We start from the raw sequence: 13333 nt of genomic DNA, 5'->3' as shown, positions 1-13333 counted from the left end.
GCTCATAACCTGAAGGCCGCAGGTTCAAATCCTGCCCCCGCAACCAACCTTCCCAGAAATCCCTCAAAGCCCCCTCGCGGGGCTTTTGGCGTTTAAGAACCGCCGGGACGAAGCCCACGACGATAACGAACAGAAAGCCCGCCGGCGTTGCCACCGGCGGGATTCCAATTCTCCGAGTGCTATGACCGCCCCTCAGCTCCGCGGCTTCAGGTTTTCCGGATCGTAGAGCGGCTTGTAGCCGACGCCGGCGACTTCGACCGGGTAGGTCTCGGCGAAATACTCGACGGTGAGCTTGCGGCCGACCTGGCAATACTCCCAGGGCAGATAGGCGAGCGCGATGTTCTTGCCGATCGTCGGACCGTAGGCGATCGAGGTGGTGTAGGAGCGGCGGCCGAGGCTGTCGACCAGCGTCTCGCCGGTTTCCGGGTCCATGACCGGCAGCGAACCGACCGGATAGCGCTTCACGCCGTTTTTGTCGGTGTTTTCCGTCATGACGAGCGTGCAGAGCATGGCCGGCTGGTGGTCACGCGCCTTGTATTCGAGGTGCTTGGCCTTGCCGCGGAAATTGGCTTCCTTGACCTTCGGGCGGGCAAGATCGGCCTCGATCAGGTTGTACTGGGTCAGGAGGTCGGCGTTCTGCAGGCGCAGGCTCTTTTCCATGCGGCGGGAGTTTGCATAGGTCTCGACGCCGAAGGCCATGACGCCGGTCGCACGCAGCGCATCCCAGACGGCGAGCCCGTCCTCGTACTTCATGTGCAGTTCCCAGCCCTGCTCGCCGACATAGGAGATGCGGAAGGCGGTCACCGGCTTGCCGGCAATCTCGATCGGTTTGATCGCGGCGAAGGGGAAGTTTTCCGGATCGAGGCCGGCTGGATCGGCCACGGCCTTTTTCAGGGTGTCGCGGGCGTTCGGGCCCCAGATGCCGATGGTGATGTATTTCTCCGAGGTGTCGGTGATGGTGACGTCGAGGCCGCGATCTTGCGCCACGCGCTTCATGTAGTGGAAGTCGCGCGGGCCCGCATCGGCACCGTTCACGAGACGGCAGCGGTCGGCCATGCGGAAGACGGTGAAGTCGGCCCGCACCATGCCCTCGTCGTCGAGGAAGTGGGTGTAGATGCCCTTGCCGATATTGGCGTCACCGCCGATCTTGGCGGCGCACAGCCATTCGAGCAGCTCGACATGGTCCGGCCCCTCGATGTCAACCATGTGGAAGTGGCTGAGATTGACGATGCCGCAATCCTCGCTCATCGCCAGATGCTCGGCGTTCGAGACGCGCCAGAAATGGCGGTTGTCCCATTCGTTTTCGCGCACGGGTACGCGGTCGGCGTATTTTTCCAGCAGGTGTTCGTTGGCCTTGTAGCCGTGGGCGCGCTCCCAGCCGCCGAGCTCCATGAAATAGCCGCCAAGCTCGACCTCGCGCTCGTACATCGGCGAGCGCTTGGCGTTGCGGCCGCTGGCATAGGGTTCGCGCGGGTGGACGGCGGGGAAATAGATCTTCTGCGCGGCCTCGAAGCAGCGGCCGGCGATGAAGTCCTCGGTCAGCTGGTGCGGATAGAAGCGGGCGTAGTCGATCGAATTGTGGTCGATCTCGGTGCGGCCGTCGGTCATCCAGTCGGCGATGAGCTTGCCGTAGCCGGGGCCGTCCTTGACCCAGATCGCGACGCAATACCAGAGGCCGCGGACCTTCTGGCTCTCGCCGCAGGAGGGGCCGCCGGCGGCAGAAACCTGCAAGAGGCCGTTGAAGGAATGGCCTTCGTTGTAGCCGAGTTCGCCGAGGATCGGGGTGAGCTCGATCGCGCGCTCGAGCGGCTCGAGAATCTGTTCCATCTCGAGGTCACGCTGCGAGGGGGAAAGGCGGGCCTCATGCTTTTCGAGAAGATCGCGCGGATGGCACATGCGCGGGTTGGTGGTCTCGTAATAGCCCCATTCGATCTGGCCGCCCTCGGTGGTCTTCGGGTCGCCGGTGTCGCGCATGTAGGCGGAGTTGCCCTGGTCGCGCAAAAGCGGATAGCCGATTTCCTTGCCGGTGCCCTCGAACTCGTTGAACGGGCCGAAGAAGGTGAGCGGATGGTCGACCGGCATGACCGGCAGGTCCTCGCCGACCATTTCGGCGATCAGGCGGCCCCAGAGGCCGGCGCAGACGATGACGTGGTCGGCCATGATCGTGCCGCGATGGGTGACGACGCCCTTGATGCGGCCGTTCTCGACGATCAGCGACTGGGCCGGCGTATTCGCAAAGGCCTGCAGCTTGCCGGCCTTCTCGCCGGCGTCGACCAGCTTGCCGGCGACGGTTTGCGAGCGCGGGATCACGAGGCCGGCGTCGGGATCGAACATGCCGCCCTGGACCATGTCCTCCTCGATCAGCGGGAAGAGCTTCTTGATTTCAGACGGCGAGACATAGTGGGCGCGGGTGCCGAAGGCCTTGGCGGAGGAGAGCTTGCGCTTGATCTCTTCCATCCAGGAGTCGTCGCCGGTACGGGCGACCTCGAGGCCACCGATGCGGGCGTAATGGCCCATCTTCTCGTAGAAATCGATGGAATACTGCGTCGTCCAGACCGACAGATAGTCGTGGCTCGTCGTGTAGCAGAAGTCCGAGGCGTGCGCGGTCGAGCCGATGTCCGTCGGGATGCCGGACTTGTCGATGCCGACGATGTCGTCCCAGCCGCGTTCGATGAGATGATGCGCGATGGAGGCGCCGACGATGCCTCCCAGCCCGATGATGACGACCTTAGCCCTAGTCGGAAACTCTGCCATTGCCTGCGATCCTGATTGACGTTGACGCGGGATATTAGGGCGTAAGTCGACCCGTGTGCAGCCTGTCTGCGACATTCTTCAAAGACTGCACGACCAGCGCCAGGACGCGTGGTGTCGCTAGGCGGCGATCCGGCTGCTGACGCCCTCGGCGAGGCGGCGGATGTCGCCGGCGGGCAGGTGGCCGATCAGCATGGCGGCGTGGCGGCCGCTCGACCAGAAGGCGATGTCGAGGGCGTAGCGACGTTCGTTTGCGATTGCCGCCTCGGCGGCCTCGGAGGCGAAGATGCAGAGCGCGAGCGGGTGACCCTCGGGGTCGAGATAGAGGATCTGCGCAAGCGGCCGGTCGTCATAGGCGAGGATCTGCGCATGCCTGAATTCACTGCCGGGAAGGGCGATCGCCTCCGGCGACAACGACAGGCCGAGGCGCTCGTTTATAACCGCGAGCTGGGCGACTGCGGCCTCGTGGCCGGGACGGGCGGCGCCGAGCGTCTCGGCCGTATAGAGCGCCATGTATTGTGCCACCGCATCGCGCCACTCGGCGCTCTGTGTGGCGGCGGGGGGTGCGGCAAAGCGCATCCAGGCGCGGTCGATGACGATGCCGGCGGCAACCGAGGCGGCGATGGCGGTGATAAAGCTGCGCCGGGCGAAGTTCTTCGGTTCGGCGGCGTCCTGGCGGGGAATGGCGGCGAGCATGTCTTCGAGGCTGCCGCGGGGCGCTTCGTCGAGCAAGGACGCGAAGCTCTCGCGCAGCGGCAGGAGATCGGCGCGCTTTAAGAAGGCGAGCCGTTCGGCGGTCTCAGGATCGTCGCGTAGCGCTCCGGCGATGCGGGCGTGCTCGGCTGGGTCGAGTTCCCCGTCGATGAACGCGGTCAGTTCCTCGTCGGAGGGGATCGGTGTCTTGTTGGTCATGTCACACTCCCCCGTCGGTGCCGGCGGCGAGTTTGGCGCGCGCTGCGGCGAGCCGGCTCATCACGGTGCCGATCGGAATATCGAGGATCTCGGCGACCTCGCGGTAGGTAAGGCCCTCGACATAGGCGAGGAAGACGGCGGCGCGCTGCGCCTCCGGCAGGGCATCCACCAGGCGCAGCACCTTGCCGGCATCGGCGCGGAGCTCGGCGTCGCGGGCGCCGTCGAAGGCGAGGTGCTCCTCGGCCGGCACGAGACCCTGTCCGAGCCGGACTTTTCGCGCGCGCGCCTCGTTGAGCCAGACCGAGTGCAGGATCGAAAAGAACCAGCGGTCGGGACTGCCGTCCGTCACGAACTGGCCGCAGCGCTCCAGCGCCCGGACACAGGTCTGCTGCACGAGATCGTCGGCGACGTCGCGCTGGCGCGACAGCACGAAGGCGTAGCGCCACAGTCTCGGCAGACTGGCGAGAAGCCCGCTTCGGATGGCTGTTTCGCTGGCGATTTCCGCCTCCCGTGCGCCGTGGAGAGGTCCCGTCTTGCTGCGGGGCGTCTCCGGAGAGCGGCGACTATAGCCCGCCGCGAAATCCCATGCGATGGCCATTTTGCTGTTCTTCCAAGGCTTTCTTCGCGAGGGCCGGGCAGACAGCGCGCCGCCCGGTCCGAGATGATCGAGGCGGATCAGATGTCGGAGGCGCCGTGGATCGCTTCGTCGAGGTCGCGATATTCCTCACAGCCCTCGCCGCAGATCGAGCGGATGGTGGTGAGTTGTTCCCGGGCGAGGTCGAGCCGTCCTTTGATCACATAGGCCTCGCCGAGATATTCGCGGACCTTGGCGTATTGCGGGTCGGCGGCTACCGAGCGCAGATAGTAGGAGATGCCCTCGTCGGTGCGGCCGAGCTTGCGGGTCGCATAGCCGCGGTAGTTGAGCACTTTGGGATCGTTCTGGTCGGCGACGGTGTCGAGCATGGCGAGCGCTTCCTCGTAACGACCGGCCTTGGCGAGCGAATAGGCATAGTCAGTCCGGTTCTCGTCGGTCACGTTGGCGCCGCTCTGCTTCACGCATTTGCCGCTCGCCTGGTCGTAGACTTCGCCCGCCTTGCAGGTCGGGGTGCTGGAACTGTCGTCGCCGGCGGCGAAGACGAGGGCTGACGGAGCGAGGGAGGAAAGGCCGAGCACGACGGCGGCGGCGAGAAAGGTTTTCGTGTTCATCAAGATGTCTCCTTGCGGGGCGTTGCGAGAGGAGAACACGCGGCGCAGCCGTTCTATTCGTCGTGACGGGAGAAAAAAGTCGTGGAGCCCTGATGGGGGCGGAGCGCTGCCGGAGCGGCGCGATCGGCAGCATGCGTCCCGTCGCGGTAAAGATTGTATTTAGCATTCTCCGATAAATGATCCGTTAGGGATTTTTGTCTGGGTTGCGAGCGGCACGATCTCGTGCCGTCCATGCCCGTTCGGAGTTGCGTGTTTCATGCGTCTGTCGGCTACGTCACTTGTCGTCGTCTCTCTTCTGCTTGCGAGCTGCCGCTCGACCACGGGGCCGGAGGAAGTGCTTGCGATCAAGCCCTCGAACGAGGTGACGAGCGCGATCTCGGCACCCGCCGCACCGATCCCGGCGGCGGAGGTTGCAGCCGACGCGGGTGCTCCGCAGGAAAGCGTGCCGGAGCAGCATGCGCTGGCCTGGGCGGGCCAAGTGCCGCAATCGCAGGCGCTCACCTCGGCGACGACGACCGTCGCCATGCCGGTGCCGGCCGAAAAGCCGGTGGCGATGCTGGTGCCGGAAAATCCGGCGACCACGCTGGAGCCGCAGGGCCGCACAAGGATCTACAGCCACCGGTTCCGCGACGCCAAGCCGATCAATTTCGGCAAGTCCTCGCCGAAGAAATACGCCGTGCACGGGGTGGACGTCTCCCGCTGGCAGGGCGACATCGACTGGGCGAAGCTCAGGACGCAGGGGGCGAACTTCGCCTACATCAAGGCGACGGACGGCGGTGACCATCTCGACCCGATGTTCAAGGCGAACTGGCACCGGGCGAAGGATGCGGGCCTGAAGCGCGGCGCCTACCATTTCTTCTACTGGTGCCGCACCGCCGGCGAGCAGGCCGAATGGTTCATCCGCAACGTGCCGCGCGACCCCGATGCGCTGCCGCCGGTGATCGACGTCGAATACAATGCCGAGTCGAGCTGTAAGCGGCGGCTTTCCACCGCCAAGATACATGAGAAGATGCAGGTCTTCATGGACATGATCGAGCGTCACTACGGCAAGCGCCCGATCATCTACACTGCGCCTGACTTCTACGACGATCACCTGGACGGCGCTTTCCGCGAATACCCCTTCTGGCTCCGCTCGGTCGCCGCGCACCCGTCGAAGGTCTATCCGGGCCGCAAGTGGCTGTTCTGGCAGTATTCGGGGTCAGGACTTTCGCACGGCGTTGAAGGCCGGATCGACCTCAACGTCTTCCGCGGCAGCGAGGCAGACTGGCACAACTGGACGGCCGCCCGGGCGAGTTGAGGTCGCCCGCGACAGGTCCTCAGCCGGCGATCAGCAACAGGACATAGGCGAGCACCGTGGCGATGAGGCCGCGGAATGCATAGGACACGAAGCGATACTTCTGCCGGGCGATTTGCGCCAGAATGTCGGCGTTCTTTAGATACTCGTCGAAGAGATAGCGGAGATTGCCGTGTTCCGCCGCTTCTTCGAGCAGCGGACGGTGCTTGGACCACGTGCCCCAGAAGAGCGACGTCGATGTCGTGAGGTGACGCGGCAGGATCACCATGACTGCGGAAAGCATGGAGAAGGTGGAGGTCAGTCCAAGAATAACCGACAGCGTATTCTCCCAGATCGTGCGGTCATAGTAGCGCTCGAGCGTGAAGACGTTTCTGACCTCGCTCGAAGTCACGAGGAAAGCCAGCATGAAAGTAAAGATGTAGGCGGCCTTCTGGTCAGAGGTCTTCACCTGGTCATAGAAGACGTCGTTAATTTTTTTCACGTGGCTGAAATATTCTTGATTCACATCCGCGCTCGCCGGCGGAGTTTCGATCAATTCGCTTGGCGCGGTGTCAAAGTCGGCCATCTTCTCCTGCCCCTCAGTTGAAAGTGTATTTTTGCTACTACACTCCCTTAAAAAGGCAAGGGTGTTTGTATTGGGGATACTTGACACCGCCATGGGAGTTGAACACTGCTGTCGCCATGGCGGGAGAATCCTTCAAGATAAAGTCGACAATCGCGGCGCTGCTTGTTGGGGTGAGCTGGAACTGCTCGCCCGCAGCAGCGGAGCCTGTCGCACGCGCAGCCGACGCGGCTGCCTCGGTGATCGCACGCAAGTTCGGCGAAGAGGTGCGCTTCATCGACATCTCGGACTGGCGCTTCGTCGACCTGAAACAGGACCTGCTTCCCGGCGACGTGCTGCGGACGAACGCGACCGGACAGCTCGCCATTCTTTTTGCCGACCGGACGCAGATCCGTCTCGGACGCAATTCCTCGCTGAGGGTGCGGCAGGTTTCCGCCGGCAGCGATGCCGAGCTCGAGCTCGAGGCCGGCACGATGTGGGCGCGCGCCGAGCGCGGCGGTACCGGCGTGAAGATCATGACGCCTGCGGCCACCGCGGCGATCCGCGGCACCGACTGGACGATGACGGTCGAAGGAGCGAAGACGTCGCTCACCGTTCTCGAAGGCTTGGTCGAGCTCAGCAATGATTTCGGAAGCGTGCAGGTCGCACAGGGCGAGGCGGCGGCCGCCACCATCGGGCAGGCACCCCGTAAGGTGGTGATCGTCGAGTCCGACGACCGCGAGCAGATGCTGTTCTATCTGGCGCCGCGCAACGCCTTCAACTTCATGCCGGCTTCGCCGCTGAAGGTCGCCGACATGCGTAGCGAGATCGACCGGATTTCCGCGGTGCCTGCCGAAGCGCGGAGCACCGTGGATCTGCTGGTGCTGGCGGAAACCCAGCTTTCTCTTGAAGGGCGCGAGGCCGCGAGGGCGACACTTGCGCTTCTGCGTGCCCGTTCGCTTTCGCCGGCGCAAAGGGCGCGGGCTGATCTCATTGAGGCGACGATCGCGGCCGCCGAACGGCGCTATGACGAAGCGGCGGTGCTCTTCGGCCGGGCGGCCGGGAAGCTCGATGCCCGCCGCCGGGACATCGCCGTCTATGGGCGCTATTATGCCCGCTCGCTCGCCGATCCGAACCGGGTCGAACCGCTGCCGACGGCGGTAAGCGGTCCCTACGGCGCGCTGTTGCAGGCCTACGCCCAGGGTTTCCTCAAGGATATCAAGGCAGCCATCGCGACGATCAAGGCGGCCGAACGGCGCTTCCCGGACGATCCCTCCCTGCCGGCCTACCGGGCTCAGTTTGCCTTGCTCCTCAACGACCGCGAACAGGCGGATGAGGCGTTCAACCGTTCACTCTCGCTCGATGCGGCCGATCCCACGGCGCTCGAAGGGCGTGCCAATTATCGCGCGGGGATCAAGGGCGATCTCGACGGTGCCCTTCGGGATCTGCAGGCGGCTGTCAAGGTCGCTCCCGGTTCTACGACGATCTGGAATGCGATCGGTGAGGTGCAGTCGGCTCGGGGGGACACCCAGTCGGCGGAGAAGGCTCTTAGGAAGGCGATCGCCCTCGATCCCCAGGACCCCGTCGCCTATGCCAACCTCGCGATCCTCTATCTCGACCAGTCGCGGGTGGAGGAGGCGAAGGCTGCGATCGACCGGGCGCTCGAAGCGGACCCGAGCTTCGACGTCGCGCTGGTGGCGCGCGGGCGCTATTACATGCAGACCGGCGAGGTCGACCGCGCCGTCGACGATCTGCTCGCCGCCTCGGTGTCGAACCCCGCCTATTCGCAGGGACAGCTTCTCCTTGCCGCCGCACACTACCAAAAGGGCGACAGGGTGCCGGCCCGGCAGGCCATCGACAACGCCGATCGACTGGACGACACCGACCCGGTGATTTCGTCCTACCGGGCGGCCGTTGCAATTGACGATTACGATTCCGAAGGGGCGATCCGCCAAGCCCAGGAGTTCATGCGGCGTTCGCGGGAAAGGGGCGGCAATTTCGGATCGCTGAGTGCGAACCGGGATGCAGGGTCGACGCTCAACAACGCCTTCCGCCTGCAGGGACTCAATGCCTGGGGCGAATATTACGGCGATGTGGTGTTCGATCCTTTCGCCGGCAGCAGCTACATCGACCAGACGGTGCGCGGCAGCGCGACGCCCTTCGCCAACAGCTATATCTACGGCGACAGCGTCGTCACCAATGGTGCAAACAGCCTCAGTTATTCGTCGTTCCTGCAGGGCCTTCTGCTTGACCCGCATATGCTGGCCGGCAGCTCGCTCACTGCCAACATCGTGCGGTCTCCCTTCGTCGAGACCACGCTCGGCGGCGGCGTGACCACCGCCGGTGGCGACCCCGGCTACACGGTCGAAGGGGAAGTACAGGGCTACTCCAACCTGCCTTTCCCGACCAGCTATTACCTGAATGCCGAGTGGGAAAAGAGCTATGACGAGCGAACCAGCCCGATCGGCTTCGGTCTCTCCTCGGAGGATCGCCTGCTGCGGGGCAATGGCTACCTGACGCTCAGTCCGACTCCGGACGACCGCGTCGTCGCCTATTTCAACCGCTCTGATGCATTTTCGAATCTGGGCTTGCCGGGAGGAGTGGACATCGAGAACGAGGCGGTGACGACGAACGCCGGCGTCGGCATCAGCCACACCATCGCCTACCGGAACGTCGTCAACGCGGCCCTGCTCTACAATGAGGTGAAGGCGGATGGTCTGAACGAGCTGACACTCGGTCCCGGGCCCATCACCACGGAGAGTTCGCAGCGCACCTATGTCGCAGCGCTGAGCCACAGCGTCGGCGAGGACGACCTGACCTGGCGCTACGGCATCGAGGGCGGCTGGATCGAATCCTACAGCCAGTCAAGCGTCGCAGGCGTTCCTACGATCGCCGATCCCGACGATACCGCCGGTTACGGCCGCGTCTATGTCGACCTGCTGCACGAGATCACGCCGAGCCTCAAGGGCGAGTACGCGCTGTTCGGCATACTTATCGACGGCGCGGCGGAGGACGTGGCCCGGCTCGAGCCCCGTGCCGGCATCGCTTGGTCGCCGGTCGAGGGGCATTGGCTGCGGGCGGGCTTCCTGCGCCAGAGCCTCGACGTCACTACGCCGACGCTTTCGCCGGTCGGCGTCGTCGGCCTGCAGCCGAACGAGATTTCGACGGGTCTCGGCGGCTACGTCGATACGCTTGCGCTGCGCTGGGATGCGGAATGGACGCCGGATTTCTTTACCGCGGCGGAATTCCAGCACCAGGACGTCAAGGATGTGCAGATCACAATTCCGTTCTCGGCCGTCCCGTTCTCGTCGGCCGAGGCGCGCATCGATCGCGGCAGCCTGACGGCGAACCTGCTTCTCGGCCACGGCTTCGGCCTGTCTGCCACCGCCGCCTATGCCACGTCGGAGGACGAGGATCCGGCGTCGGCGAGCTATGGCGAGTCGCTGCCCTTCGTGCCGGACTGGGCGGGGCAGGTGGCGCTTACCTGGGTCAACGAGGCGAACGTGAAGGCGACGATTGCCGCAAATTATGTCGGCAAGCGTGACAGCGAGAGCGGCGCCGAACTCGACGACTACTGGACGCTCGACGCCAGCCTGATCTGGGAGCCCTTCGGCAAGCACATGGAGATCGAACTGGCCGGGTATAACCTGCTCGGCGAGGATTTCGAGGTGATGACCGGCATCCCGGGCTGGGGGCCGACCTTCAAGGGATCGATGAAAGTCCGTTTCTGATGATCGGCCGGCTGTTCACGAAGGCTTCGGACCGACGCAAACCCCAACGGCGACCGCGTTCTGTCCTGCTGGCTCTCGTGGTTCTCGCGGCCGTCATCGGGATTACCCGGCTTGCTGCCTGGTCGCTGGTCGACGACCGCGGCTTCGATGTCTTCTCGACGCTGTGGCACGCGCCGTTGCCGGCCGACGGACCGGTGATCGTGGCGATCGACGAGCCGTCCTTCGCCGAGATCAACGCCCAGTGGCCGTGGCCGCGCGGCCTGCACGCGAAGCTCATCCGGGCCTTGCGCGCCGCCGGTGCGAAGGCCGTCGGCCTCGACATCATTTTCGCCGAACCGACGACGGAAGAGGAGGACAGGGCCTTTGCCGAGGCGCTCGGACCCGATGTCGTGCTGGCGGGTGACGAGACGCTGATCTCGACGGCCGAGGCCGACCAGTTCGTGCGCACGCTGCCGCTCGACCGCTTCCTCGCGGCCGGTGCGCGGCCGGGCATCGCCTCGATCAGCCTCAGCGGCGACGGCGTGGTGCGCAGCCTGCCCGATATCTCCGACAGCTTTGCCGGCGAGCTCGCCCGAGCCGCGGGCCTGACGGTCGAGCCGCCGGCGTACGGCACGCTCATGCAGACCTTCGGCGGTCCGCGGACCTACCCGACGGTCTCCTACTATCAGGCGCTCGATCCGGAACACTTTCTGCCGCCGGAAACCTTCCGCGACCGCGTGGTGATCGTCGGCCTCAGCCTCCAGAACGCCCCGACGGTTGCGGGCGGAGGCGCGGACGCGTTTTCAACCCCTTACACGATGTATACCGGAAGCCTGGTCGCCGGGGCGGAGATCCATGCGGCGATCTTCGACAACCTGCGCAAGGGCTTCGGCATAGCCGCGGCATCGCCGGAGGCGACGCTCCTGTTTCTCCTCTGTGCGGCGGCGGCAGCCGTGGTGCTGACCTGGGGCGGCACCGGCTGGCCGACGGCGATCGGCGGGCTCGCCGTCGTCATCGCGATGGTGGCAGGCAGCTATCTCGTCTTGCACTTTGGGCGGGTCTTCATCTCGCCGATCGCGCCGTCACTCGCCTTCATCCTGATCACCGCCGGGCAATCGACCTTCGACTACGCCGCCGAGCGGCGCAGCCGCCGGGAGATCACGCGGGCCTTCGGGCAATATCTCTCGCCGGAGCTCGTCGAGCGTCTGGCGCAGGACCCCTCGCACCTGAAGCTCGGTGGAGAGAAGCGCGTCCTTTCGATCCTCTTCTGCGACGTTCGCGGCTTCACCACCATTGCCGAAGGCCTGAAGGATGATCCCGAGCAACTGACGCAACTCATCAATCGGCTGCTCACGCCGCTGTCGGAGGTGGTGCTCGCCCATGGCGGCACGATCGACAAGTATATCGGCGACTGCATCATGGCGTTCTGGAACGCGCCGCTCGACGATACCCTCCACGCGCAGCATGCCGTTTCGGCGGCGCTCGGGATGCTGGAGGCGATCGACCGCCTGAACGACGAGCTGCATGCCGAGGCGGAGGCGAGGGACGAGCCCTTCGCGCCCTTGCGCATCGGCATCGGCGTCAACACCGGGGAATGCATCGTCGGCAACATGGGATCCACCCGGCGCTTCGACTATTCGGCGCTCGGCGATGCCGTGAACCTCGCCTCGCGCCTCGAAGGCGCCTCGAAACTGTTCGGCGTTCCGCTGCTGCTCGGCGAGAATACCGTGGCGCTCGTCGCGGACGACTTCCCGCTCTTCGAGCTCGACCGCGTGACGGTGAAGGGGAGGACCGTCGGAACGACGGTCTCGACCGTCTTCGCCGGTATTCCGGACGACGCTGCGCGCCTGCATCGCACCTTCGTTACCGCTTTCTATGCAGGCGACGCCGAAACATGCCGCGGGCTCGCCGACAGGCTTTCGGGCGAAATTCCCACGCTTGCCGACTATTACCGCCAGCGTACGGCGACCGCGGGCTGATTACGGATACTGCGCGCCCGTCGTCGTGAGATAGACGGCGTAGAGCGACTGTGTGGCCGTTATGAAGAGCCGGTTGCGGCGCGGGCCCCCGAAGGTGAGGTTGGCGACCGTCTGCGGCACCAGGATCTTTCCGAGCAGGGTGCCGTCGGGGGCGAAGCAGTGTACGCCGTCGCCGGCGCTGGTCCAGAGGTTGCCGGCGAGATCGAGCCGGAAGCCGTCGGGCAGACCGCAATCGAGCGTGCAGAAGACGCGGCCATGTTCGAGCCGCTTTCCACCGACGACATCGAAGACGCGGATGTGGCGCGGTGCCGCCTCGTCATGGCTCGCCGCCGAGTCCGCGACGTAGAGCAGCTTCTCGTCCGGGGAAAAGGCCAGGCCGTTCGGCTGGCCGAAATCGTCGGCTACGATCGAAAGCGCGCCGTTCTCCTGATCGAGGCGGTAGACGTTGCGGCTCGGCTGTTCCGGTTCCGCGCGGTAGCCCTCGTAATCGGAGAGGATGCCGTAGGTCGGGTCGGTGAACCAGACGCTGCCGTCGGACTTGACGACGACGTCGTTGGGGGAATTGAGCCGCCTGCCTTCGAAGCGGTCGGCGAGCACGGTGATGCTGCCGTCGACCTCGGTGCGGATCACCCGCCGGCCGCCATGCTCGCAGGAGACGAGGCGGCCCTGCCGGTCACGGGTGTTGCCGTTGACGAAGTTCGACGGCTCCCGGTAGATCGACACGCCCTGACCCGGCACATAGCGGAGCATCCGCTGGTTCGGGATGTCGCTGAACAGCAGGCAGTTCATGTCGGCGAACCAGACGGGGCCTTCGGCCCAGCGGCAGCCGGTGTAGAGTTCCTCGAGTTCCGCACTCTGCACGATGAGATTGCGGAAGCGCGGATCGTGGATTTCATAGACGCGATCGACCATCTTCACCATCGTCTTGCAGGCATTCCTC

The 13333-nt window shown here is 65.0% G+C and carries 9 protein-coding genes; 3 read left to right on the top strand and 6 right to left on the bottom strand.

What is annotated here, in order from left to right:
* Positions 1-192 precede the first annotated feature (192 nt).
* The 4 genes from DFR48_RS21075 to DFR48_RS21060 all read right to left on the bottom strand — a co-directional run bounded on the left by DFR48_RS21075 (position 193) and on the right by DFR48_RS21060 (position 4869).
* Complete coding sequence (locus tag DFR48_RS21075) at positions 193-2754, bottom strand: GcvT family protein (protein ID WP_114365183.1); 2562 nt, start codon at positions 2752-2754, stop codon at positions 193-195.
* A gap of 117 nt (positions 2755-2871) precedes the next feature.
* Positions 2872-3663, bottom strand: a complete 792-nt coding sequence (locus DFR48_RS21070; protein ID WP_114365182.1) for an anti-sigma factor family protein — start codon at positions 3661-3663, stop codon at positions 2872-2874.
* 1 nt (position 3664) lies between these two features.
* A complete protein-coding gene (locus DFR48_RS21065; protein ID WP_114365181.1) occupies positions 3665-4261 on the bottom strand; it encodes an RNA polymerase sigma factor in 597 nt (198 codons plus the stop codon).
* Positions 4262-4338: 77 nt separating this feature from the next.
* Positions 4339-4869, bottom strand: a complete 531-nt coding sequence (locus DFR48_RS21060) for a tetratricopeptide repeat protein (protein ID WP_114365180.1) — start codon at positions 4867-4869, stop codon at positions 4339-4341.
* Between the two features lie 256 nt (positions 4870-5125).
* Between DFR48_RS21060 and DFR48_RS21055 the strand changes: the two genes are divergently transcribed.
* A complete protein-coding gene (locus tag DFR48_RS21055) occupies positions 5126-6166 on the top strand; it encodes a glycoside hydrolase family 25 protein (RefSeq protein WP_114365179.1) in 1041 nt (346 codons plus the stop codon).
* Between the two features lie 19 nt (positions 6167-6185).
* Here DFR48_RS21055 and DFR48_RS21050 read toward each other — a convergent pair whose 3' ends face one another.
* Positions 6186-6728 (bottom strand): Pycsar system effector family protein, encoded by a 543-nt coding sequence (locus DFR48_RS21050; RefSeq protein WP_114365178.1) that lies wholly within the window; start codon positions 6726-6728, stop codon positions 6186-6188.
* A gap of 116 nt (positions 6729-6844) precedes the next feature.
* Between DFR48_RS21050 and DFR48_RS21045 the strand changes: the two genes are divergently transcribed.
* Together DFR48_RS21045 and DFR48_RS21040 are read left to right on the top strand one after the other, a co-directional pair.
* Entirely contained in the window at positions 6845-10435 is a 3591-nt protein-coding gene (locus tag DFR48_RS21045) for a FecR domain-containing protein (protein ID WP_114365177.1), read from the top strand.
* A complete protein-coding gene (locus DFR48_RS21040) occupies positions 10435-12393 on the top strand; it encodes a CHASE2 domain-containing protein (RefSeq protein WP_114365176.1) in 1959 nt (652 codons plus the stop codon). Before DFR48_RS21045 ends, DFR48_RS21040 begins: the two co-directional genes overlap by 1 nt.
* On the opposite strand, the gene DFR48_RS21035 is transcribed toward DFR48_RS21040, so the two are convergent.
* The gene (locus tag DFR48_RS21035; protein WP_114365189.1) at positions 12394-13314 is read right to left on the bottom strand and encodes an SMP-30/gluconolactonase/LRE family protein; all 921 of its coding nucleotides are present in this window, start codon (positions 13312-13314) and stop codon (positions 12394-12396) included.
* Between the last annotated feature and the right edge of the window lie 19 nt (positions 13315-13333).

Origin of the sequence: Ciceribacter lividus (genome assembly GCF_003337715.1) — a bacterium.
GTDB lineage: Bacteria > Pseudomonadota > Alphaproteobacteria > Rhizobiales > Rhizobiaceae > Allorhizobium > Allorhizobium lividum.
This window is presented reverse-complemented; position numbering and strand designations above follow the sequence as displayed.